This window comes from Kitasatospora sp. NPDC057015 (assembly GCF_042673745.1).
In the GTDB taxonomy this organism is placed as follows: domain Bacteria; phylum Actinomycetota; class Actinomycetes; order Streptomycetales; family Streptomycetaceae; genus Kitasatospora.
On record NZ_JBHUSG010000006.1, the window covers coordinates 133,346 to 156,761 of the forward strand.

General features: G+C 73.8%; 20 protein-coding genes. 9 read left to right on the forward strand and 11 right to left on the reverse strand.

Annotated elements, in window-relative coordinates:
* A partial coding sequence (locus tag ACFTWP_RS08275) for an iron chelate uptake ABC transporter family permease subunit (RefSeq protein ID WP_380263441.1) occupies positions 1–1,699 on the reverse strand: 1,699 nt, incomplete at its 3' end.
* Positions 1,700–1,828: 129 nt separating this feature from the next.
* Positions 1,829–2,545, reverse strand: a complete 717-nt coding sequence (locus ACFTWP_RS08280) for a hypothetical protein (protein ID WP_380263442.1) — start codon at positions 2,543–2,545, stop codon at positions 1,829–1,831.
* A 131-nt stretch (positions 2,546–2,676) separates the two neighbouring features.
* Between ACFTWP_RS08280 and ACFTWP_RS08285 the strand changes: the two genes are divergently transcribed.
* The 3 genes from ACFTWP_RS08285 to ACFTWP_RS08295 are packed head-to-tail and all read left to right on the forward strand — an operon-like array spanning position 2,677 to position 5,851.
* Positions 2,677–2,916, forward strand: coding sequence for a hypothetical protein (locus ACFTWP_RS08285; protein ID WP_380263443.1), 240 nt, complete (start codon positions 2,677–2,679; stop codon positions 2,914–2,916).
* On the forward strand, positions 2,913–5,141 hold the full coding sequence (locus ACFTWP_RS08290; protein WP_380263444.1) for a heavy metal translocating P-type ATPase: 2,229 nt from the start codon (positions 2,913–2,915) through the stop codon (positions 5,139–5,141). The genes ACFTWP_RS08285 and ACFTWP_RS08290 overlap by 4 nt, the downstream gene beginning before the upstream one ends.
* Before the next feature lie 56 nt (positions 5,142–5,197).
* Positions 5,198–5,851, forward strand: a complete 654-nt coding sequence (locus ACFTWP_RS08295; RefSeq protein ID WP_380263560.1) for a copper chaperone PCu(A)C — start codon at positions 5,198–5,200, stop codon at positions 5,849–5,851.
* Here the strand turns inward: ACFTWP_RS08295 and ACFTWP_RS08300 are convergent.
* The 4 genes from ACFTWP_RS08300 to ACFTWP_RS08315 form a co-directional block, all read right to left on the reverse strand.
* Positions 5,769–6,278: a DUF3291 domain-containing protein gene (locus ACFTWP_RS08300; protein WP_380263445.1), complete on the reverse strand. Its 510-nt coding sequence runs from the start codon at positions 6,276–6,278 to the stop codon at positions 5,769–5,771. The two genes, ACFTWP_RS08295 and ACFTWP_RS08300, sit on opposite strands and share 83 nt — an antisense overlap.
* Positions 6,279–6,310: 32 nt before the next feature.
* On the reverse strand, positions 6,311–7,039 hold the full coding sequence (locus ACFTWP_RS08305; RefSeq protein WP_380263446.1) for a helix-turn-helix transcriptional regulator: 729 nt from the start codon (positions 7,037–7,039) through the stop codon (positions 6,311–6,313).
* Positions 7,040–7,156: 117 nt separating this feature from the next.
* Positions 7,157–8,452 (reverse strand): glycoside hydrolase family 6 protein, encoded by a 1,296-nt coding sequence (locus ACFTWP_RS08310; RefSeq protein WP_380263447.1) that lies wholly within the window; start codon positions 8,450–8,452, stop codon positions 7,157–7,159.
* A 128-nt stretch (positions 8,453–8,580) separates the two neighbouring features.
* A complete protein-coding gene (locus tag ACFTWP_RS08315; protein WP_380263448.1) occupies positions 8,581–9,543 on the reverse strand; it encodes a glycoside hydrolase family 6 protein in 963 nt (320 codons plus the stop codon).
* 399 nt (positions 9,544–9,942) lie between these two features.
* Between ACFTWP_RS08315 and ACFTWP_RS08320 the strand changes: the two genes are divergently transcribed.
* Positions 9,943–10,956 (forward strand): LacI family DNA-binding transcriptional regulator, encoded by a 1,014-nt coding sequence (locus ACFTWP_RS08320; protein WP_380263449.1) that lies wholly within the window; start codon positions 9,943–9,945, stop codon positions 10,954–10,956.
* A gap of 50 nt (positions 10,957–11,006) precedes the next feature.
* Here ACFTWP_RS08320 and ACFTWP_RS08325 read toward each other — a convergent pair whose 3' ends face one another.
* Together ACFTWP_RS08325 and ACFTWP_RS08330 are read right to left on the reverse strand one after the other, a co-directional pair.
* Positions 11,007–12,125 carry a YbdK family carboxylate-amine ligase gene (locus ACFTWP_RS08325; protein ID WP_380263450.1) on the reverse strand — a complete coding sequence of 373 codons (1,119 nt, stop codon included), beginning with the start codon at positions 12,123–12,125 and terminating at the stop codon, positions 11,007–11,009.
* Between the two features lie 750 nt (positions 12,126–12,875).
* Positions 12,876–13,457, reverse strand: a complete 582-nt coding sequence (locus ACFTWP_RS08330; protein ID WP_380263451.1) for a CGNR zinc finger domain-containing protein — start codon at positions 13,455–13,457, stop codon at positions 12,876–12,878.
* Between the two features lie 116 nt (positions 13,458–13,573).
* On the opposite strand from ACFTWP_RS08330, the gene ACFTWP_RS08335 reads away from it, so the two are divergent.
* A complete protein-coding gene (locus tag ACFTWP_RS08335; RefSeq protein ID WP_380263452.1) occupies positions 13,574–14,437 on the forward strand; it encodes an SDR family NAD(P)-dependent oxidoreductase in 864 nt (287 codons plus the stop codon).
* 167 nt (positions 14,438–14,604) lie between these two features.
* On the opposite strand, the gene ACFTWP_RS08340 is transcribed toward ACFTWP_RS08335, so the two are convergent.
* On the reverse strand, positions 14,605–15,327 hold the full coding sequence (locus ACFTWP_RS08340) for a TetR/AcrR family transcriptional regulator (RefSeq protein WP_380263453.1): 723 nt from the start codon (positions 15,325–15,327) through the stop codon (positions 14,605–14,607).
* Between the two features lie 145 nt (positions 15,328–15,472).
* Here ACFTWP_RS08340 and ACFTWP_RS08345 point away from each other — a divergent pair, with 145 nt between their 5' ends.
* The gene (locus ACFTWP_RS08345; RefSeq protein ID WP_380263454.1) at positions 15,473–17,209 is read left to right on the forward strand and encodes an amidase; all 1,737 of its coding nucleotides are present in this window, start codon (positions 15,473–15,475) and stop codon (positions 17,207–17,209) included.
* 341 nt (positions 17,210–17,550) lie between these two features.
* Entirely contained in the window at positions 17,551–17,958 is a 408-nt protein-coding gene (locus ACFTWP_RS08350; protein WP_380263455.1) for an NUDIX domain-containing protein, read from the forward strand.
* A gap of 88 nt (positions 17,959–18,046) precedes the next feature.
* Here the strand turns inward: ACFTWP_RS08350 and ACFTWP_RS08355 are convergent, their stop codons facing one another.
* Both ACFTWP_RS08355 and ACFTWP_RS08360 read right to left on the reverse strand, forming a co-directional pair.
* On the reverse strand, positions 18,047–18,487 hold the full coding sequence (locus ACFTWP_RS08355; RefSeq protein ID WP_380263456.1) for a VOC family protein: 441 nt from the start codon (positions 18,485–18,487) through the stop codon (positions 18,047–18,049).
* A 110-nt stretch (positions 18,488–18,597) separates the two neighbouring features.
* Entirely contained in the window at positions 18,598–20,001 is a 1,404-nt protein-coding gene (locus tag ACFTWP_RS08360) for a short-chain fatty acyl-CoA regulator family protein (RefSeq protein WP_380263457.1), read from the reverse strand.
* A 339-nt stretch (positions 20,002–20,340) separates the two neighbouring features.
* Between ACFTWP_RS08360 and aceA the strand changes: the two genes are divergently transcribed.
* A complete protein-coding gene (aceA, locus tag ACFTWP_RS08365; RefSeq protein WP_380263458.1) occupies positions 20,341–21,633 on the forward strand; it encodes an isocitrate lyase in 1,293 nt (430 codons plus the stop codon).
* Between the two features lie 140 nt (positions 21,634–21,773).
* Complete coding sequence (gene aceB, locus ACFTWP_RS08370; protein WP_380263459.1) at positions 21,774–23,387, forward strand: malate synthase A; 1,614 nt, start codon at positions 21,774–21,776, stop codon at positions 23,385–23,387.
* Positions 23,388–23,416 lie beyond the last annotated feature (29 nt).

The following is a 23,416-nucleotide window of genomic DNA, read 5'->3' on the forward strand; positions in this document are numbered from 1 at the left end:
AGGCCATGGAGGCGAGAACGGCGGCGGCACTCGCGCCGGCGCTGACGCCGATGATGTCGGGGCTGGCCAGGGGGTTGCGCAGCAGCGCCTGGAAGACGGCGCCGGACAGTCCGAAGCAGAGGCCGACCACCAGGGCCAGCAGCGCGCGGGGCAGCCGCAGTTCGTGTACGACAAAGCGGCTGCCCGGGTCGCCGCCGCCGGTGAGGACGGCCCAGACGTCGGCGACCGGCACGTCGATGTCGCCGATGGTCAGGGAGGCGAGGAACGCGGCCAGCGCGACCAGGACGTCGGCCGCGACGAAGGCCAGCAGGGTCACGCCCAGGACGGGCAGGGCCCAACCGACGGCGGCGGTCAGCGGGATGCCGACGGCGAGGGCCGGTACGGGCAACTGCCGCCAGGCACCCCGGGCGGGGGCCTTTCCGACGCGGGCGGTGCGGTCGGCGCGGGTGGGGCGGCGCTGCCACCACATCCGGTAGCCGAGGACGGTGACGAAGCCCAGGCCGACCGCGAGGGCGGCGAGGGCGAACTGGTTGGCCAGGCCGAACAGGTTGCCCATGTGGCCCTGGACGCCGAGCTTGGAGAGCTTGGCCGGCACCGGGTAGTCGGCCCAACGGGTGTGGGCGGTGACGGTGTCGGTGCCGGTGTCGACGGCGACCTGGTCGTAGTGGACCGGCCAGGTGTTGTCCTTCTGGGCGACCGTCCAGGCGGAGCCCGGACCCTCGGCCGGGGTCACCGTCACGGTTCCGCCGAGCCCGGCGGCCCGGGCGGCGGCGAGGGCCGCGTCGAAGGCGGCCGGATCAGCGTCCGCCGTCGACGCCGCGGCGGCCCCGTGGCCGGCGTGTTCGGACTGCCCGCCGGCGGCCGGGTCGGCTGCGGCGGCGCCGGGGAGGCTGGTGTCCAGCTCGGGGGCGTGCCCCTTCACCGTGTCCAGGAGCGCCCCGAACCGGTCACCGGCGTAGTGGGACCAGGTCAGGCCGGTGGCCGAGAGGAAGAACAGGCCGAGGGCCAGCCACGCGCCGGTGGCGGCGTGCCAGCTGCGGGTGCCCCGCACGCCGCGGGCCGACCGGTCGGGCAGCACCACGCCCCGGACGCCGGGAGCCCGGCGACCGCGGGCTCGGCCGAGCCACAGGATCAGGCCGCCGGCCACGACCACCCACAGCCAGCTCGCGGCGACCTCGGAGTACAGGCGCCCGAACTCGCCGAGATGGAGGTTGCGGTGCAGGTCGTCCAGCCAGGTGGTCAGCGGCGTGGAGCCGTACCACGTCGTCAGGTCGCCCTGGACCCGCGCGGTGTAGGGGTCGACGAAGACGGTGCGCTGCTTCTCCCCGAGCTCGGGCAGGGACAGCACCACGCGGGTGGTGTCCTCGGGCCCCGGCGGGGTGATCACGGACGCCAGCGTGCCCTCCGGGTGCACCCGGCGGGCGGCGGCGATCTGCTCCGCCAGCGGGCGTATCGCGCCGCCGGGGTGCTCGACGGTGAGCCAGCTCTCGTACACGAGCCGGTCGAGCTGGGGGGTGAAGGCGTAGGCGAGGCCGGTCAGGGCCGCGACGAGGAGGAAGGGTGCGACGAGGATGCCCGCGTAGAAGTGCAGGCGCACCAGCAGCGCGCGGGCGGCCGACCACGACCGCGCGGGGCGCGGCGGAGCCTGCTCGGTGTCCGGTGGGAGGGCGGGGGGAACGGGTTCCACGAGGGAGGGCATGTCTGCTCCAGGAATGGGCGCGCGGGGATGACCCACGGGCGCGGAGGTGACCGATGGGTGGCGGGCCTCGCCGCCGGGGCGAGGACGGCAGGCCGAAGCGCGCGCCCCGTACGTCGGAGCGCTCCGCTGTCAGGCCCGGGCCGCCACCGGCGGTCCCCTGCGCGGGACGCATCGGACCAGGAGCACACCGTGCGCGGGCGCGACGGGCACGCTGCGGGCGGGCACACCGCCGCGCGTCGGAAGCGGACGGTGCGACAGCGACAGCGACACGACCAGGCGGCGCACCACCAGGGCGGCGAGGCGTCGCAGCAGGCGGTCACCGTGCAGGACGCACAGGGCCGCGCCGAAGGTGGCGAGGGCGTGTGCGACCGTCATCGCCGATCCCATGCCGTGCGCCATGGGCCCGGCCAGGCCGTCCGTGGGAGTTCCCGTGGTCGGAACGGCCGGGATCACCCCGGGGCCCGGCCCCATGTCCATGCCCGCGGGCATCCGCATCGCCGCGTGCGCACCCGACAGGGCTTCGCCGCCGCCCTGGTGGCCGTCGTGCCGGGTCCCCGAGCCGACCGCCACCGTCCCCATCCGCATGGAGAGGTGCTCCAGGGCGAGGTGGAGCGCGAACTGCACGGCTGCGAGGACGGAGACGGTCACGTCGAACCGGCGCCGTCCGCGGCCGTCGAGGAGAATCGTCCCGAGGACCGCGACCGCGGCGAACAGGCCGACCAGCGCACCCGGGCCGGGGAGCGCACCGCCCCCGGCGACGTGCGCCACGACCCCCAGCAGCAGGCAGGCCGAGGCGCAGAGGAGACCTCGCGAGGTCCGCTCCGGCCAGCCGCCCGGTGTCCGCACCGGCACAACCTACCGGTAGCCGACAGGGCCGTCACAGCCGTCACCGGCAAGAACGTGCACGAATCGTGGGAGCGCCGGACGGATCCGAACGCTCCGGGAACTTGTGGCCGCCCGGCTCCGACTGCTGGGGTATGGAAGCAACGCCGCCGGGTGTCCGGCCTCATCTCGCCCTGACGGGCTTCGTGCTGCTGCTCGTCGCCGTCTTCGGCGTCGCGTTCGCGCTGGGCGGCGCCCTGGGGCCGGTCGCACCGGGACTGCGGCCGCCCGCCCTGGGCGGTCCGTCCGGCGACCCGGGTGACGGCGGCTCGGACGGCACGTCCGGCGGCGACGTGCCGGGCATGTCCGGGCATGGGGCGGGAGCGCACCGATGACCACCTCGACGGAGCAGCGGGTGACCGATCTGACGGTGGGCGGCATGACGTGCGCGGCGTGCGTGGGGCGGGTGGAGAAGCGCCTGTCGCGGATCGAGGGGGTGCGGGCGACGGTCAACCTCGCCACCGGCCGCGCCCGGGTGCTGCATCCGGCCGGTGTCACCGCAGCCGACCTGGTGGCCGCCGTGGAGCGCGCCGGCTACACCGCCGGACCGGTGCAGGCCGAGCAGGGCGCCGCCGGGCCGACCGGGAACGGCGACCGGGCGAGGCTCGCGGCGACGGTCGCGCTGTCGCTGCCGGTGCTCGCGCTGTCGATGGTGCCCGCACTGCAGTTCCCCGCCTGGCAGTGGGTGTGCCTCCTGCTGGCACTGCCGGTGGTGACCTGGGGCGCGTACGGCTTCCACCAGGCGGCCTGGCAGCGGCTGCGGCACGCGACGGCCACCATGGACACCCTGGTGAGTCTCGGGGTCCTGGCGTCCTTCGGCTGGTCGGTCTACGCGCTGTCGCTCGGCGGCGCCGGCACGGTGGGCATGCGGATGCCGTTCTCGCTCACCGCGGACGGCGGCGGCGCGGCGCACGTGTACCTGGAGGCGGCGGTGGGCGTACCGCTGTTCGTGCTGTGCGGCCGCCTGCTGGAGGCCAGGGCCCGCCGCCGGGGCGGTTCGGCGCTGCGGGCCCTGGCCGAGCTGGGCGCGAAGGACGTCTGCGTGCGCGTGGACGGAACGGAACGTCGGATCCCGATCGGGCAGTTGACGCCGGGCCGCGAGTTCGTGGTGCGGCCCGGCGAGAAGGTGGCCACGGACGGCGTCGTCGTCGAGGGCGGCTCGGCCCTGGACGCCGGCCTGCTGACCGGCGAGAGCGCGCCGGTGGAGGTCGGCCCCGGGGACGACGTCGCGGGGGCGACGATCAACCTGGGCGGCGTGCTCGTGGTGCGCGCCACGGCGGTCGGCGCGGACACCCAACTGGCCAGGATCACCGCCCTGGTGGCCGATGCGCAGGCCGGCAAGGCACGCGCGCAGCGGGTGGCGGACGCCGTGGCCGGAGTGTTCGTGCCGTGCGTGCTGGTGGTGGCCGTCTGCGTGCTGGGCTTCTGGCTGGGTGCGGGCGCCGACCCGCAGGCAGCCCTGACCGCGGCGGTGGCGGTCCTGGTGGTGGCGTGCCCGTGCGCACTCGGCTTGGCGACGCCCACCGCGCTGCTCGCCGCGACGGGCCGGGGCGCCGAACTCGGTGTCCTGGTGCGCGGGCCGGAGGTGCTGGAGAGTCTGCGACGTGTCGACACCGTGGTGCTCGACAAGACCGGCACCCTGACGACGGGCCGGATGGAGCTCAGGGAGATCACCACCGTCCACGACGTCGGCGAGGAGGAGGTGCTGCGCCTCGCCGGGGCGGTGGAGGACCGGTCCGAGCATCCGATCGGGCGGGCGGTCGCGGCAGCGGCGCGGCGCGGTGACGGGGCGGAACTCCCGGCAGCGGACGGCTTCGTGGCGACTCCGGGTCTCGGCGTGAGCGGCACGGTCGGCGGCCGGCTGGTCCGCGTGGTGCGTCCCGACCAGGTGTCCGGCGTTCCCGACGTACTGCGGGCGGCGTTGGCTCGGGCGAACGCGACCGGGCTGACCGCCGTGCTGGTGGAGCTCGACGGCCTGGTCTCGGCCGTCCTGTCGGTGGGCGATTCGGTACGTCCCGGCAGTTGGCGCACGGTGCGCCGGTTGCGCGCCCTGGGCCTGGACCTGGTCCTGCTGAGCGGCGACGGGCCCGGTGCGGTGCATGCGGTCGCCGCGCAGCTGGGCGTCACCGCGGTGCACGCCTCGGCCTCGCCCGAGCGCAAGGCCGAGGTCGTCGCGCGGTTGCAGGCCGCCGGGCGGCGCGTGGCGATGGTCGGCGACGGCGTCAACGACGCGGTGGCCCTGGCGTCGGCGGATCTGGGGATCGCCCTGGCCGGCGGGACGGACGCGGCGATCGGCGCGGCCGGCCTGACGCTGGTGCGGGGCGACATCGAGTCCCTGGTGGTGGCGGTCGGACTCGCCCGGCGCACCATGGCCACGGTCCGCACGAACCTGCTCTGGGCGTTCGGCTACAACGTCGCGCTCCTGCCGCTCGCCGCGCTCGGCCTGCTCAACCCGATGCTTGCGGCGGTCGCGATGTCGGCGAGTTCCCTGCTGGTGGTCGCCAACAGCCTGCGGCTGCGCAGCTGGCGGCCGGCGCCCTCCTCGCGGGGTGCGCGGTGAGCCGGGCGGCGGTGAGCCGGGCCGCCTTCGCGCCGCTCGCCGCGGCGGCCGGGGCGATGGCGCTCCTCTGTGGCTGGACGTCCTTCGGCGGGGCCGGGCGTGCCGAGCCGATCGAGGTGGGTGAGGGCCGGATCCTGCTCTCGGCCACGGGTGGGGTGACCGCCGCCTTCTTCGTGCTGCGCAATCCGGGCGACGTCGCCGACGAACTGACGGGCGCCACCGTGGGGCCGGGCTCGCGGGCGGTGCTGAAGCGGCACGTGCACCGTGGCGCCGCGGGCAGCTGGGAGCCGGCGGGGCAGCTAAGCGTCCCCGCTCGGGCGGAGGTGCGGATGTCCCCCGAGGGGACGGACCTGCTGGTCGTGCGCCCGCCCGCACTGCGCGCCGGGCAGTGGGTGGAGTTCACGCTGCACTTCCGGCGCGGCCCCGACCGCACGGTGCGGGCCGTGGCCGTCGCACGGTTCCGCGATCCGGCTGACGCCCCTGGGAGCGGCGCACCGACCACGGCGGCGCCGTGGTGGGTCGAACATCCGGCCGCCGGACGGCGGGCCGGTGCGGACGCTCCGGCCGTCGGGTTGCCGCCGGGCGCGCTTTCGCTCCTCGGGGGGCTGCCGTTCGGGGCACCGGCGGTCAGGGCACTGCTGGGCTCCCGGCCGGCGTCGGCCCCACGGTGCGGGCGGCTTCGTCGGCCGTGTAGGAGGAGGCGAAGGTGAACGCCCGGGGTGACGGTCCGTTCGCCCGCAGGTCGGCCAGCCGCTCCAGGGCCTCCTCGACGGTGGGGAGGTGGCCGGCGGGGACCCACCAGAGCACCAGGTGCGACTCGACGTGCCGCTCGAACCACTCGCGGCGCCGCCGCACCACCTCCAGGTGGCCGCTGCGGTAGGCGAAGTCCCACAGCGCCTCCTGGCTCTGCCACACGGACAGGTTGACGATGACGTCCTCGCCCGCCGGGCGCAGTCCGGTGGCGTCGGCCTCCCCCTCCTCCGCGAGCCGCCACACGAAGCCGGGCGCGCCGTCGGCGGCGGCGTTGACCGGATCGAGCAGCTCGACGAACGGCGCGATGCGCGGGTCGTCCAGGGGGTGCCGGAGGGTGGCGACGTTGAGCTGGGCGAGGTGGGCGGCGCGCGCGGGTGCGGTCATGCGCCTATCCCAGCACGACCCGTCTTTCTATGTCAATCATTGTTGTTTTTAGAAGGCGCGACCACCACGCAGCACTCTCCCGGCCGGGCGTCCATCGAGGCGCGGACCGGGCCGTCCGAACCCAGCAGCCCCTCCAGCAGTGCGAGGTTCATGCCGCACACGAGCGGCGGGAAGCGTTCGGCCACGGCGTGGAAGGGGCAGTTGCGCATACGGACGACGGCCCCGCTCGAACCGGGCGCCGCCCCGGGCGCCCCCTCGGGACTCTCAGCACTCTCGGGGCCCTCGGGGCTCTCGAAGCCTTCCAGGTGCGGTTCGTAGCCGCGGGCGGCCAGCACCTCCATCGCCTCCGCCAGGTCGCCGCAGGGCGCAGCCGGCCCGCGCAGCGCCTCGCCCCGGCGGCGCGCGGCCGCGTAGAGCCCGACGTCCAGCCCGGCCTCCTCCGCGGCCTCGGCCAGCAGTTCCGCGACGGTGCGGTAGTCCCGGGCGGGCAGGGACACCGCATGCTCCGTCAACGCCCGCGTGTACACCTTGGCGGGACGCCCCGCCCCCGGCCCCGAACGACCCGTCAGGCGGCGACTGCCGCTCTCCAACAGCCCTACTTCGGTCAGCTTGTCCAGATGGTGCGCGGCGAGCGTACGCGCCACCCCCGCCGCCTCGGCGGCCTCGTTGCGGCCCACCTCACGCCCCTGCGCCACCACGTACTCGTACAGGCGTCGCCGCACCGGATCCTGCAACACCGCGATCGCATCGATATCCCTCACCCGACCATTCTAGGAACAATGCAGGTTGGAGATAGAAGGCCGGGCCGTACGGGCACCCAGACTGTCGGTCGGGGGCCGGCGGCGCGGTGGTGCTGCGCCGCCGGCCCCCGACCCCGCTCAGTGCAGGTTGAGGTTGAACGTGAGGGCCGGAACGGCGTTCTGGACGAGGGACCGGGCCTGCTCGGGCCACCACGCGCTGGCGGCCGGGTCCACAATGCCGTACTCGGGGTCGACGGTGCCGCCGGGGACGCCGCGGTTGCACTGGCCGTCGGACTGGCCGACGGTCTTGATCCAGAGGTAGGCGTCCACCAGGGGGACGCCGGTGTCGGCGGTGGGCCGGGCGCCGATGCCGCGGTCGGGTGCGTTGCACCAGATCTGCGGGTCGCCGGCGTACTTGCCCGGGGGCGGGGTCCAGGCGCCGCGGCCGGCGCGGCTGGTGTCGACCACGAAGTGGGTGAGCCGGTCGGCGGGCGGGGTTCCGACGTTCTGCTGGAACCACTGGTCGGTCCAGTGCCAGGTGCTCGGGTCGTCCGGATCGACCGCGTTGCCGGGCTGTCCGTCGTTCGGGGCGGCCGGGGAGTAGTACTGGCCGGCGCACCAGTCGGCGTGTCCGTTCGCCCAGGCGGGGCCCTCGGTGGCGAACCAGAGGCAGTTCGAGACCCAGGTGCCGTAGTGGGTGTTCAGGTCGGTGGCCAGGTTGTTGGAGACGTCGAGCGAGAATCCCTGGGTACGGGTCACCCCGGCCTGCAGCAGCCGCTGGGCGATGTCGCCGACACCCTTCCAGTGGCTGTTGCCCGCGTCCAGGTACACCGAGGTGCCCGGCTGCCCTTCCAGTGCGTCGACGGCGACGTTGAGGTCGGCGATGCGGCCGGCGCTGAGGGCGCCGGTGGGATCGGACGCGGGGCCGCAGTCGGACGGCAGGTTCGCGAGGCCGTCGGGCTCCAGCACGACGACGGCCTTGCCGTTGCCGATGCCCTGGGCGAAGGCCTTGATCCACGCCTGGTACTCGGCGTCGGACTGCGCGCCGCCGGCGGAGTAGAGCGAGCAGTCGCGCAGCGGGATGTTGTAGGCCACGAGTGTCGGCACGGTACCGGTGCGCCTGGCGTCCCGCATCAGCTTGGCCACCTGGCCCTGCACCTCGGCGGGGGTGCCGCCGGTGAACCAGGTGGCCTCCGGCCAGCTCGCCAGCTTCGCCATGGCCGCGGCGCCGGCCAGGTCGTGGTTCCTCAGGTCGGTGACGGCCTGGTGGGCTGCGTCGCTGCCGGGGTCGACGTAGAAGCGGGTGCCGGCCGGCAGGGTGTGCCCGGCGGCTGTCGCCGGCGGTACGGGTGAGGCGGTCGCGGGGGCGGCGAGGGCGAGCACCAGGGCGACTGCGGCGGCGGGGAGCACGGTTCTGGGCAGGCTGTGAGTCATCGGGTTCCTCGGGTGTGGTCGGAGCTGGTGATGAGGGGGCGCGGGGCACCGGTGCGCGGGGTGCGGGGGTGCGCGGTGCGCCGGGCGGGGGCGTACGTGGTGCTGCGGCCTCCGGCCGTGGGCGGAGCTCAGTAGCCGTAGATCATCTTGTAGGCGACCTCGGGGAGGAACTGGCCGGCCGTCGAGCCGGCTCCGACGCCGCAGTTGCCGTCGGACTCGCCCGGCGCCTTGATCCACAGCAGCATCTCGGCGCCGCCGCCGAGCTGGGTGGGAGTACCGGTCCTGCGCCCGGCGGGGTTGCACCAGGCGCCGTTCGAGCCGTTCCCGTTGCGGCTGGTGTCGACGGTGAAGGGCTTGGTGTAGCCGTAGGAGGACTTGAGGGTCGAGTTGACCGAGCCGGCGTAGGTGGTGTTCTGGGCGGTGGTGTAGAAGTTGGAGACGTTCAGCGCGAAGCCGTGGGTCCGGCTGAGGCCCGCGGCGTCCAGGTGCTGGGCCATCGTGGCCGAGCTGATCCAGCCGGGGTTTCCCGCGTCCAGGTAGACCCAGGTGTTGGGTGCCTTGTTGTTGAACTGGGTGATGGCGTTGTTGAGCAGGGCGTTGCGGCTGGAGATCTGGGCGGACGTCATGCAGCTCTGGTCGCCGAGCGCGTCGGGTTCCAGGATGACGACGGCGGGACGGCTGCCGATGCCGCTCGCGAAGGCCGCGATCCAGGTGTCGTAGGCGGCGGCGGATCCCGCGCCGCCGGCGGACTGGCCGCCGCAGATGTCGCGGTCCGGGATGTTGTAGGCGACCAGGACGGGCAGCTTGCCCGAGGCCTGGGCCGCGCCGACGTAGGCACCGGTGGCGGTGCCGATGGTGCCGCTCCAGTTGCCGAACCAGCGCGCCATGGGGACGGCGGCGATGGAGGCCTTGATCGCGGCGGCTCGTCCGTCGCCCGGGTTGCCGGCCGCCCACGCGGCGGCGCTGGAGTTGGGGTCGACGTAGAAGCCGCTGGTGCTGGAGACGGGATCCGCGTGTGCGGCCGTGGGAGCCGCGAGCGCCAGCGGAAGGGCGAGCAGGATCGCCGCGGTCAGACGGGAGGGGCTACGCATGGTGGAACCTCTTCTCGGGTGGGGGTCGCCGCACGGCCGCGTGAGGACGGCGGTTCGACGAGGAGCGAGGTGCACGACGACGGGGGCGGGGCGGGGCGTCGCGGTAGGCCGGCATCCAGCTCCCGAGCTGACTGCCGAAGCGTTTCCGGTGTCCGTGGGACGGTGAATGGAAGCGCCTTTTTTGGAAGCGCTTCCAGTCACCGTCGCAGCCACCCGTCGCTGCCGGGCAATCGTGGATCCGTTCTCGTTACTGTGTCAAGGCACCTGCCGTAACTCGCCCTTCCCATCGAGGTCGACGCCACTTACAGTTCATACCCGGAAGCGCTTCCAGGTCGGGTACAAGCCACTCCCGTCCGGGAGCGCTACCCTCCTGAGGTACCGAGATCGGGGAGAGACGCCGTGACAGACGAATCGACGCGCCGGCGGCCGACCCTGGACGAGGTGGCCGAGCGCGCGGGTGTCTCCCGCACCGCGGCGTCGCGGGTGCTCAACAACGCACCCCACGTCAGCCGGGACAAGCGCGAGGCCGTGCAGCGCGCCATCAGGGAGCTGGGCTACGTACCCAACCCCACCGCCCGGGCACTGGCGACGCAGCAGGCAGGCGCGGTGGCCCTCATCGTCGCCGGCGACGACCCCGCGGTCTTCGCCGATCCCTTCTTCGGCCAGGTCGTCGCCGGCGCCACCACGGTGCTGGAGGAGACCGACCTCCATCTGATGCTCTGCCTGGCCACCTCCGCCCGCGGACAACTGCGCGTGAGGCAACTGCTGCACACCCGCGCCGTCGACGGCGTCATGCTGATGGCCCTGCGCGAGGACGACCCGCTGACCCGGCTCGCCCTGGAGTCGGACGTGCCCGCCGTCTTCGGCGGCCGACCGCTCGGCCAGGACGTCCCCTCCTTCGTCGACGTCGACAACGTCGGCGGCGCCCGGGCCGCGACCGACCACCTGATCTCACTGGGCCGCACCCGCATCGCCATGATCACCGGCCCGCTGGACACCGACGTCAGCCGCGCCCGCCACCGCGGCTACCGCGAGGCCCTCACCCTCGCCGGGCTCACCCCGCACGGCGAGGAGGCCGGCGACTTCACCGAACTCAGCGGGATCGCCGCCATGGACGCCCTCCTGGCCCGACACCCGGACACGGACGCCGTCTTCGCCGCCAACGACAACATGGCGGCGGGCGCACTCAGGACGCTGCGCCGCGCCGGACGGCCGGTGCCCGGTGACATCGCCGTCATCGGATTCGACGACCTGCCGATAGCCGAGGTGTGCGACCCGCCGCTCACCACGATCCACCAGCCCATCCAGGCCCTCGGCCGCGAGATGACGCGCATGCTCCTCGCCCTCGTCGCGGGCGAGAAGCCGAACCCCCTGCTCCTGCCCACCCGACTGGTCCGGCGCGAATCCGCCTGATCAGGCGGGTGCGCCGCCCAGTCGCGAACTCCAGCTCCTACAGCCGGCCCTCAGCCCGCCACCGTTCGTTGCGCGAGGTCGTCCACGATGTCGCCCAGCGAACCGCGGCGGCGCTGGACGGCCCGCTGGCGCTCGGCCCCCGTCCCCGAGGTCAACAGGCCGCCGAGCATCGTGCTCGCCTGCGCGAGGTCGCCCGTCGCCTCCAGCCCGGGAGCACTGTGCCGCAGCAACTGGTGCAACAGCTGGACCATCGGCCTGGGGACGCCGTCCGGACCGACCCCCGTACCTCGCAGGCCGTGCAGCGCCGCCTGCCGGTGGGCGCCCACCAGCTGCGCGTCGGTCACGACCGGTCCCGGGGATCCCCGGTCCGCCTCGTCGAGCAGCACGACGGCCAGCCCGCGGAGCAGCAGCGCGAGCAGGACGGTGTCGTCCACCTCCGCGTTGACGTCCGCCACCCGGATCTCCAGGGTCGGCAGGTGCTCGGACGGCCGGGCGTACCAGTAGAGCATCCGCCGGTCCAGGATGGTGCCGTCGGCGACCAGCCGGTCGGCCAGCACCTCGTAGCCCGGCTCGTCGAGCACCGGCGCCGGGCCCACGGTGGGCCACCGCTCGTACCGCAGGGCGCGCCAGCTGGCGCAGTTGCGGTCCTTGCCGTCGGCGAAGGGCGAGTTGACCATCAGTGCCTGGAGCACGGGCAGCCACGGCCGCAGCCGACCGCTCAGCGCCAGCGCGTCCGCCTTGTCGAGGCTGCCGAGGTGGACGTGGCAGCCGCCGAACTCGCCCGAACCGGTGGCCAGCGGGCCGACGTGGTCGGCGATCTTCCGGTAGCGGTCGCCCTCGGTGATCCGGGGCGGCCGGCGGCTGAGGATGCCGCTCGCCGAGGCCACCAGCAGGCAGTCGGCACGCAGCGCCGCCGCCGCGGTCAGTCGTCGGCCCTGCACCAGCTGCCGGCGGAGTTCCGCCGCGGTCGCCACCGGTTCCGTGCACACCTCGATCTGGGTCGCGAAGAACTCGTTCTGCACCCGCGGGCCCAGCACCGCCCCCACGTCCGCGAGGACCTGGTCCGCCCGCGAGGCCGTCATCCGGCTGCGGCGATCGGCCAGCAGGAACTCCTCCTCGACGCCGAGCGTGAGGGGTGGACGTCGGGAGGCGAAGGCGCTGCTGGTCATACGGGCTCCCTCGGGATCGTGGTCGGCCCGCCCCGGTGGACGGCGCCCCGGGAGCGCCGACCGGATCCGCGCCACCCGGGAGCAACCGGGGAGCGGTCCGGGCGGGCGGTGCCCGGCGGGGTACGTCCAACCATCTGCCCGGACGGGCGGCTCCCCATGCCGGATCCGCCCCGGCGACCGGGGTACGACGGCCGGCAGCGGGAGGATGTCGTCCACCCACCGCTGCCCGTCGGCCCGGCCCTCGCCCGACCGGATCCCAGCCGCACGTGTAACCGTCCGATCAGCGGGCACGTGCCTCACGAGGCCGGGGCTTCGGGCCGGCGGACGGGAAGGGAGCCCTCAGTGGTGGACGACATCGACTGCCCGGCATGCGGCAGCTCCGACACGGTGAGACTGCCGGCGCCCGAGGGATGGCGCTCGCACCGCTGCGTGCCGTGCGAGCGGTCCTTCGAGCCACGGACGTGCCCGCACTGCGGCTCGCGGCAGGTAGAGGGGTCTGTCGGGGTGGCCGGAGCGTTCTACAAGCAGGCACCCGCCAGCGTGGGGTGCAAGAGCTGCGGGGCACGGCTGCCGCTGCTCACCGAGGCGTACGGCCAGGGCTGAGGTCCCTCCGGGGAACCGCACGCCCCGACCGCACCCGGGGTGCTCGGCGCCGGTGACGGGACGGGGGCGGCGGGGGCGGCCGCGTACCCGTCCTGGCCCGGCCCGGCCCGGCCCGCTCGCCGAGGAGAACGGGGGCGAGCGTCTGCGCTACCCGCCCTCCTCCTTCGCCTTGCGGCTGCGGTAGCTGCGCATGGCGACCTGGGCCCCGCATCGGTTCGGGCTGCAGTAGGCGGCCGAGGAGTTGCGCGTGCGGTCGTAGAACGCGAGGTGGCACGGGGGGTTGCGGCACGCCTTCAGTCGCATCCAGGAGCCGCGCATGGCGACGTCGGATGCTGCGGCGAGCATCGTCGCCAGCGCGCCCGGCACTCCTCCCCGGGTCGGTTCGAGGCGGACGCCGGAAGCGGTGATCACCGGGGCCAGGGGGTACAGCTCCGCGCTGCGGTGCAGGTACTCCTCGGCGGCGGCCCGGCCCGGGAGGTCCCCCTCGCCGGCGTGCGCGAGCAGGACCCGCACGAGGGCGTCGCGCAGTTCGCGGGCGGCCGCGGCGTCGGCATCGGTGACCAGTGCGGCGGTGTCGGTCAGGTTCTGCAGGCGCAGCCACTGCGCGAAGGCGGCGCCGTCGAGGAACTCCTCCCGCGTGCCGTCGATCGCCCGGGTGTTGACGAAGGCCAGCACGGTCTCGGCCGCCGCCGAGGGGGTGAGCGTCGTACGGGTCTGATCCGTGGCCATGGGGCAACTGTACCCGAGCCGCGTCCGAGCCAGGAGAGGTGCTACCGATCCGGTGCATAGACAGGGCGCCACCAGGAGAGTTGTTCGTTATGAGCTAAACACCTATGGTCATAACCATGACGAAGAACAACAAGACCGTGGACGCTGTCCGCACCTGGTTCATCACCGGCTCCTCCCAGGGCCTCGGCCGCGCCATCGCGGTCGCCGCCCTCGACCGCGGCGACCACGTCGCCCTCACCGCCCGACGGACGGAGTCGGTCGCCGACCTCGTCGCCCGCTACCCGGACCGGGCCACCGCCGTCCAACTCGACGTCCGCGACGAGGAGTCCGCACGGAAGGCCGCCGACCAGGCCCTCGCCGCCTTCGGACGCATCGACGTGGTCGCCAACATCGCCGGATACGGACTGTTCGGCGCCGTCGAGGAGGCCACCGACGCACAGGCTCGGGCCGTCTTCGACACCAATGTCTTCGGCCCGCTCAACGTCCTGCGCGCGACGCTGCCCGTGCTGCGGAAGCAACGCGCGGGCCACATCCTCCAGGGCTCCTCGCTGTACGGACAGACCGCACACCCCGGCGTCGGGCTGCTCGCCGCCGGCAAGTACGCACTTGAAGGACTCTCGGAGGCCCTCGCGGCCGAACTCGCTCCACTCGGGATCGGACTCACCGTGCTCCAGCCGGGCTACCTGGCCACGGAATTCCTCTCCCACCTCGCCTTCGCGGAGCCCGACCCCGACTACGACGGGACGGTGCGCGCCGTCCAGGCCTCGCTCGGCGAGTTGCCCCCCGCAGCGTTCGCCGACCCCGCCCGCGCCGCCGCGGCCGTCCTGCTCGCCGTCGACGCCGAGCAGCCGCCCCTGCACCTCGCCCTCGGCCGTGCGGCGCAGGACGGCCTCCGGAGTGCGCTCACGGCGCGCCTGCGTGAACTCGACGCCTGGAGCGAGCTGACCCGCGCCGTGGACGACAGTCCCGAGGTCTCCTGACCGGCTGCGCCGAAACCCGCACCCCCGCGCCGTCCGTGAACCGACGGCCGGCGGGCCCGCCCCGAGCCCTCCGCATGCCCATCGCCGTTCCTCCCGCCGTGTCGGCGACGGCGGGAGGAACGGCGCACCCGGGTCAGGCCGACTCCAGGTGGGCCGCCCTGCGTCAGTCAGGCCCGACCGGTCGGCCGCAGTTCGCGTTCGAGGGCGGACAGGGCGAACGAGTGCGCGGACGCGTTCTGCCAGCGCGCCCGCCCGAACATCACGTCTCCGGAGAGCCCGTTGAGCATGGCCACCGCCCTGATGACGAACTCGGAGGGGTCCACCTCGGCGAACTCCCCCAGGGCCAGCCCCTCGAGGACGATGGATTCCAGCCGCTCCTCCCAGACGTCGGACAGCGCGGTGAGGAGTTGCCGGCCGGCGTCGTCGTGATGCTGGGCCAGCACCTGCGTCCACAGCGCGTAGCGCTCGTCGCCCCGGTGGCGGGGCAGGTAGCAGCGGACGAACAGCGCCAGCTTCTCGGCCGGGGACGCGGCCTCGTCCGCGGCCCGCTGGAACCGGGCTCCGAGGTCCGCTTCACTCCAGGCGAGGACTTCGAGCAGGAGGCGGTCCTTCTTGCCGAAGTGGTAGAGGATGTGGCCGGTGCTCATGCCGGCCCGTGCGGCGATGTCCGACATCCGCACGGCTGCGGCCCCCTTCTCGGCGATGGCGCTGATGGCGGCCCGCATCGCCCTCCCCCGCGCCTCGTCGCCGCTGGGCTGACGCTTTCTGCCGGCCGGGGCCCGGGCGGGCCGGGGAGCGGCACCCGACTCGGCGTACGCCGCGGGCCCGATCGCGCCGTCCGACGAGAGGAGGCCCTGCGGCCGCGCGGGCTCGGACTCTGGCGTCGACATGGCGGCCTCATCTCGATTCTTGGGATCTAGATCCGTAGTCTAGACTGAAAATCTAGTCAGTGCACTGGAAGCGCGGCAGCCACGCGCGTCCGTTTCGACGACCAGCGGTTCACCCGTCCGACCCGACCACCCAGGAGACACCCGTATGACGCGCCGATTCGACGTTGTGGAGACCGGTATCGCCGACCTGCGCGCGGCGCTGGAGAAGGGCGAGACCACCGCGGTCGCCCTGCTCGACGCCTACCTCGCGCGCATCGACGCGTACGACCGGCCCGGGACCACCACCGCGCTCAACGCGATGGTCGTGATGAACCCGGACGCCCGCGCCGAGGCGGAGGCCTCCGACGCACGCCGCGCGCGCGGCGAGACGCTCGGCCCGCTGGACGGCATCCCGTACACCGCGAAGGACAGCTACCTCGCGAAGGGGCTGACGGCCGCGGCCGGCTCGCCCGCGTTCGAGCACCTCGTCGCCCAGCGCGACGCCTTCGCCGTCGAGCGGCTGCGCGCGGGCGGGGCCGTCCTCATCGGCCTCACCAACATGCCCCCGATGGCGAACGGCGGCATGCAGCGGGGCGTGTACGGCCGCGCGGAGAGCCCGTACAGCGCCGACTGGCTCACCAGCGCCTACGGCTCCGGCTCCTCCAACGGCTCCGGCACCGCGACGGCGGCCTCGTTCGGCGCGTTCGGCCTCGGCGAGGAGACCTGGTCGTCGGGCCGGGCGCCCGCGTCGAACAACGCGCTGTGCGCCTACACGCCCAGCCGCGGCGTGATCTCGGTCCGCGGCAACTGGCCGCTCGTGCCGACCATGGACGTCGTCGTCCCGCACACCCGCACCATGGCCGACCTGTTCGAACTGCTCGACGTCATCGTCGCCGACGATCCGGAGACGCGCGGCGACCTGTGGCGCGCACAGCCGTGGGTGCCCCTGCCCCCGGCGTCGCAGGTACGCCCCGCCTCGTACCCGGCGCTCGCCCCCGCCGACGCCCGGACGGCGCACGCCGCACTCGCCGGCAAGCGCGTCGGCGTACCCAGGATGTACATCAACGCCGACCCCGGCGCCGGCACCAACCCCGACGGCGGCATCGGCGGCCAGACCGGCCGGCGGATCGACACGCGCCCCTCGGTGCTGGCCCTCTGGGAAGCCGCACGCCGCGACCTGGAGGCCGCCGGCGCCGAGGTGGTCGAGGTCGACTTCCCCGTGGTTTCGAACTACGAGTCCGACCGCCCCGACGCACCCTCGCTGCTCACCCGCGGCCTGGTCGGCCGCGACTTCCTCGCCGTCGAGATCGAGGACCTGTCCGCCTGGGCGTGGGACGACTTCCTGCGCGCCAACGGCGACCCGGCGCTCGCCACCCTGGCCGAGGTCGACGGTGACCGCATCTGGCCCAAGCAGCAGGGCGAACTCCCCGACCGCTACACCGGCTTCGACGACACGATCGGCGACTACCCGCGTCTGGTGCGCGAGCGCCCGTACGCGTCCTTCACCGACATGCCGCACCTCGAAGAGGGGCTGCGCGGGCTTGAGGAGACCCGCCGGGTCGACCTGGAGCTGTGGATGGACGAACTGGGTCTGGACGCGGTGGTCTTCCCCGCGGTCGCCGACGTGGGGCCCGCGGACATGGACGTCTCCGAGGCGTCCGCCGACCTCGGCTGGCGCAACGGCGTCTGGGTCGCGAACGGCAACCTGGTGCCCCGTCACCTCGGCATCCCGACGGTGACCGTGCCCATGGGCGCCATGGCGGACACCGGGATGCCCGTCGGGCTGACCTTCGCGGGCCGTGCCTACGACGACAACGCGCTTCTCACCCTCGGTGCGGCCTTCGAGGCGACGGGCAGCCGGCGCACCGTGCCGGCGCGCACACCGCGACTGTCGACGGACTGACGGGACGGCGCGGTGATGTGACGGCTGCACCGTTGTGACGGCTGATCCGATGTGCCGGTGCCGCGACGGTCGGGCGCAGACGCACAGGCCGTCCGGCGGCGCGACGCGCGGGGTCACGAGGTGGCGGGGCAGGGCTCTTCCTGCCCCGCTGCCGGCCCCGCCGGGACGGCGGGCGGACGCCGCCGCGGGACACCGCTTCGGCCGGCGACCGGGACGCTCCGGTGGTGCGGGCGCCGAGGATCCGATCCGGCTCGTCCGGCCCGGTGAACGATGCCCGTGGTTCGGCGCCGGAACCGTGCGCTCCTGCTGTTATGTCACGGTGCGGTGGGTAGGGTCCGAGCATGGCGACGGTCGAGATCGTTCCGGAGAAGGTGGCCTGGGTCCTGGTGCGCGACGGGCGGGTGCTGGTGGCGCGCAACCGTGGCCGGGATGTCTTCTACTTCCCGGGCGGGAAGAGGGAGCCGGGTGAATCCGATGCCGAGACCCTGGCGCGCGAGATCACCGAGGAACTCCGGTCCCGGGTCGACACGACCACGATGGTGCACGTCGGCACCTTCGAGACGCGGAGGAGTTCCGACGGACGCACCGAGTTCCGAATGATCTGCTACACCGCCGAGCACACCGGTCCGCTGGTGGCCTCGGGGGAGATCGCAGAGACGGACTGGTTCGGCTACGACGATCGCGCGCGGGTCTCGCCCGTGGACCAGATGGTGTTCGACATGCTTCATTCCACTGGCCGACTGCCCTGAGGAGCAGGCTCACGGTGCGAGGCGACGAGGTCCCGCCTCGCCGTCCGACGGATGGTCAGATCATCGGGCCCGGGCGGACCCCCGGCTCTCAGCTCAGCTGCTCGGCCAGCGCGAGGATGATTCCGCTCGGCCCGCGGAGATAGCAGAGCAGGTAGCTGTCCTCGTAGCGCGTCACCTCGCCGACGAGCTCGGCGCCGTGCGGCCGGAGACGGGCGAGGGTGTCCTCGACGTCGTCCACGGCGAACATGACGCGGTGCAGGCCCAGCGTGTTCGCCGGGGTGATCTCCGGCTGGGGGGTGATCGCCTTCGGGCTGTGGTACTTCGCCAGTTCGAGCCGGCCCGGGGCGTCCGGGATCCGCATCATCGCGATCTCGCTGCGCATGTCGTCGAGCCCCACGACCCCGCCCGCCCAGCTTCCTTCGATCGGCATCCTGCCTTCCAGCTCCATGCCGAGTTCGGTGAAGAAGGCGACGGCGGCGTCGAGGTCGTCGACGACGATGCCGACGTTGTCCATCCGCTGAATCGTCATGCCCCCGAGGATAGGGGCCGCCTCCGACACCGCCGGTTCGACCGGCCGTCGCGCCGGTCACCACTCCCTCGCGCGGTTGAACGGATGGATCGGCCGCGGGGCGGGTGGCCCTACCCTTCCGGATCGGCGCGGACGGAGTACGGGACGAAGGTGCTGGTGTGCTCGTCGACGGCCAGCGTCCGGCCGATCGCCGGGGCGGAGCGCTGCGGGCAGGCGGGACGTTCGCAGACCTTGCAGCCGAGGCCGATCGGTGTGGCGGCGGCCTCGTCGCCCAGGTCCAGGCCGGCCGCGTACACCAGTCGGCCGGCGTGGCGGATCTCGCAGCCGAGACCGAGCGCGAAGGTCTTGCCGGGGCGCCCCCAGCCGCCGGGTGAGCGGGTGACGGCGCGGGCGGTCCACAGGTAGCGGCGACCGTCCGGCATGGCGGCGACCTGGACGTGGACCCGGCCGGGTGCGGCGAAGGCGTCGTAGACGTTCCACAGGGGGCAGGTGCCGCCCGTGCGGGAGAAGTGGAAGGCGGTGGCGGACTGCCGCTTCGAGACGTTCCCCGCGCGGTCGACGCGCACGAAGGAGAACGGCACTCCGCGTCGGCCGGCGCGCTGGAGGGTGCTGAGCCGGTGGCAGACGGTCTCGTAGCCGACGCCGAAGTGGTCGGCGAGGTGCTCGATGTCGTAGCGGGCCGACTCCGCCGCGTCGTGGAAGACCCGGTAGGGCAGGACGAGGGCGGCGGCGAAGTAGTTCGCGAGGCCGATCCGGGTGAGCGAGAAGGCGGCGGATCCCTCGGGGGCGTCCTGGGAGGCGAGTTCGGACAGCAGGGCGTCGTGTTCCAGGTAGGCCAGCTGGGTGGCCATCCGGAACGCCTGCTGGCCGGGTCGCAATCGGTCGGACAGGTGCAGGATCCGCGTCCGGCCGTCGTACCGGTGCAGGTCCCCGCCGCCGGCGACGATCTGGACCCGGTGCCCGGCGGCCAGCCGTTCGGCCAGGGCCTCCCGCACGCCGCCGCGCCGCAGTTTGACGGCCGCGGCCAACTCCTCTGCCGCGATGTCGAGTTCGTGGACGTAGTTCTGACGGCGGTAGAAGAACTCCCGGACCTGCTCGTGCGGGGTGCGGGCGCCGGCCTCGGGGCCGCGGTCACCGGCGAGGACGGCGAGTTGCTCGGCCGCGTCCCGACGGCCGCGGGCCAGGTCGGTGAGCAGCCGGGCCACCGCGGGAGTGCGGGTGGCGACCTCGTCGAGGTCGCCCGGGGTGATCCGGCCGGCCGCGAGCTCCTCGCCGAGGGAGTCGCGCAGCTCGGCGGTGAGCCGGGCACTGTCGGACGGCGCGAAGTACCCGGCCTCGACACCGAACGCCTCGGTGAGCCGCAGCAGGACCGGCACGGTGAGCGGGCGGGCGTCGTGTTCCATCTGGTTGAGGTAACTGGGCGAGAGTTCGAGCAGCCGTGCCAGGGCGGCCTGGCTGAGTCCGCGATCCTCGCGGAGGCGGCGCAGCCGGGCGCCTGCGAATGCCTTGGCCATGGTGTCTCTCCCCGGTCCGTTCGAGCCCGTCCGGTGGAGCAGCCTAGCCCGGCGACCGCCGGCCCGCCCTTCGCAGTCTTCGCAGAACCGGTGACGATGCTTCACAGAACGTGGCACGGATCCATCGGTGACGGCGGGGATCGCCGGTGGCAGAGTCGGCGGTGCGGCCGGAAGGCGCCCTCGGAAGCCGAGAGATACCAGGTCAGTCCCCCTGGTTCGGCTGCCTGGGCGACCACGTCCCGCGGTCTCGTACCGCCGCCCGGCGCCGACCGGCCGCCCACGCACCCCCACGGTGAGGTGCGTCACACCCTTCGCAACGGCACTCTCGGGAGCAGACCCATGACGCAGTCGGTTCGGCAGCAGCAGGAGCAGCAGGCGGCGGAGCTGGCCGCCCGGTGGGCATCCGACCCGCGCTGGGCGGGCATCGAGCGCAGCTACACCGCCGCCGACGTGGTGCGCCTGTCCGGCACCGTGCGCGAGGAGCACACGCTGGCCCGGCGCGGCGCCGAGCGGCTCTGGTCGCAGCTGCACGAGCGGGACTACATCCACGCTCTGGGCGCACTCACCGGCGGCCAGGCGGTGCAGATGGTGAAGGCCGGCCTGCAGGCGATCTACCTCTCGGGCTGGCAGGTCGCCGCCGACGCCAACCAGGCCGGGCAGACCTACCCGGACCAGAGCCTGTACCCGGCCAACTCGGTTCCGCAGGTGGTGCGTCGGATCAACAACGCGCTGCTGCGCGCCGACGGGATCGACGCGGCCGAGGGCACCGCGGGGCCGGACTGGCTGGTGCCGATCGTCGCCGACGCGGAGGCCGGGTTCGGCGGCCCGCTGAACGCCTTCGAGTTGACCAAGGGCATGATCGCGGCCGGCGCGGCGGGCATCCACTACGAGGACCAGCTCGCCTCCGAGAAGAAGTGCGGCCACCTCGGCGGCAAGGTGCTGGTGCCCACCGCCCAGCACATCCGCACCCTCAACGCGGCCCGCCTGGCGGCGGACATCGCCGACGTGCCCACCGTCGTCGTCGCCCGTACCGACGCCCTGGCCGCCAACCTCCTGACCACGGACGTGGACGAGCGCGACGCCCGCTTCTGCACCGGGGAACGCACCGCCGAGGGCTTCTACCGCGTCGAGCCGGGCATGGCCCCGGTGATCTCCCGCGGCCTGGCCTTCGCCCCGTACGCGGACCTGCTCTGGGTCGAGACCGGCACCCCGGACCTCGCGCAGGCCCGGGAGTTCGCGGAGGCCGTCAAGGCCCGGTACCCGGACAAGATGCTGGCCTACAACTGCTCGCCCTCGTTCAACTGGAAGGCGGCCCTGGACGACGACCAGATCGCCAAGTTCCAGCGGGAGTTGGGGGCGATGGGGTACCGATTCCAGTTCATCACGCTGGCGGGCTTCCACGCACTGAACCACTCGATGTTCCAGCTCGCCAGGGGCTACGCCGAGAGCGGCATGACGGCCTACGTCGACCTCCAGGAGGCCGAGTTCGCGGCCGTCCCGGACGGCTACACGGCCGTCAAGCACCAACGCGAGGTCGGCACCGGCTACTTCGACCAGGTCTCCACCGCGCTGAACCCGAACGCCGAGACCCTCGCCCTGACCGGCTCCACCGAGGCCGAGCAGTTCCACTGACCGGGCCCGGCCGGCTCCACCGAGGCCGGCCGACTCCGATCCACGCCGCGGGACCCGTTGAGGGACGGGCCCCGCTGGCCTCCCACGCCCGGGGCCGCGCCCGACAACGCGGCCTCGGGCCCACCTTCCTGGAGAGCCGGATGACCCTGACCAGCCGTATCGAGATCCTCGGCGAGCCCGAGGAGCGCTTCGAGGAGATCCTCACCGCCGAAGCCCTGCAGTTCGTGGCGAGCCTGCACGACGCCTTCGCCGGCCGCCGCACCGAGCTGCTCGCCGAGCGCGGCCGGCGCGCCGCCGTCCTGGCCCGGACCGGTACCCTCGACTTCCTCCCGGAGACCCGCGCCGTCCGGGAGGACCGCAGCTGGCGGGTGGCCGGGGCCGGACCCGGACTCGCCGACCGCCGGGTGGAGATCACCGGCCCGCCGGAGCGCCGGATGGCCGTCAACGCCCTCAACTCCGGCGCCAGGGTCTGGCTCGCCGACTTCGAGGACGCGACCGCCCCCACCTGGCACAACCTGATCTCCGGCCAGCTCAACCTGCTGGACGCGGTCGAACGCCGGATCGACGACACCACCCCCGAGGGCAGGCGCTACCGGGTCGGCGACTCCCCCGCCACCATCGTGGTCCGCCCGCGCGGCTGGCACCTGGACGAGGCCCACCTGCTGATCGACGGCCACCCGGCCGTCGGCGCGCTGGTCGACTTCGGCCTCTACCTCTTCCACTGCGCGCGGCCGCAGATCGCGAACGGCAGCGGCCCGTACTTCTACCTCCCCAAGCTGGAGAACCACCTCGAAGCCCGCCTGTGGAACGAGGTCTTCACCTTCGCGCAGGTCCACCTGGGCATCCCGCACGGCACGATCCGCGCCACCGTGCTGATCGAGACCATCACCGCCGCGTTCGAGATGGACGAGATCCTCTACGAGTTGCGCGAGCACGCCGCGGGCCTCAACGCCGGGCGCTGGGACTACCTGTTCAGCCTGATCAAGAACTTCGCGGGCCACGGCCCCCGCTTCGTGCTGCCCGACCGCTCCTCGCTGACGATGACGCAGCCGTTCCTGCGCGCCTACACCGACCTGCTGGTGCGCACCTGCCACCGGCGCGGCGCCCACGCCATCGGCGGGATGGCCGCCGCCGTCCCCAGCAGGGACCCGGCCGCCAACGAGGCCGCCCTCGCCAAGGTCGGGCTCGACAAGGAACGCGAGGCCGGCGACGGCTTCGACGGCTCCTGGGTCGCCCACCCCGGCCTGGTGGACACCTGCCGCGCCGCCTTCGACGCCGTCCTCGGCGACCGGCCGAACCAGCTCGACCGGACCAGGGAGGACGTCGAGGTCACCGCCGCCGACCTGCTCGCCGTGCACCGGCTCACCGTCGGCCTGCCGACCGAGCAGGGCCTGCGCTCCAACGTCGCCGTCGCCCTGCGCTACCTCACCGCCTGGCTCGGCGGCACGGGGGCCGTCGCCGTCTTCGGACTGATGGAGGACGTCGCCACCGCCGAGATCTCCCGCTGCCAGATCTGGCAGTGGCAGCACCACTGCACCCGGCTCGGCGGCGGCACGCTGGCCACCCCCGGCACCGTGCGGCGGCTGATCGACACCGAGCGGGGCGTCCTGCTCGCCGAGGGCGCCGACCCGGCCCTGGTCGACGACGCGGTGCGGATCCTGGAGGAGACCGCGCTCGGCGCCGACCTGCCCGCCTTCCTCACCACCGAGGCGTACGCCCGCCACCTCGTGCGCACCACGGCACCGGCCGCCTGAGTGTCCCCGTCCAGCCCCCATCGACCCGC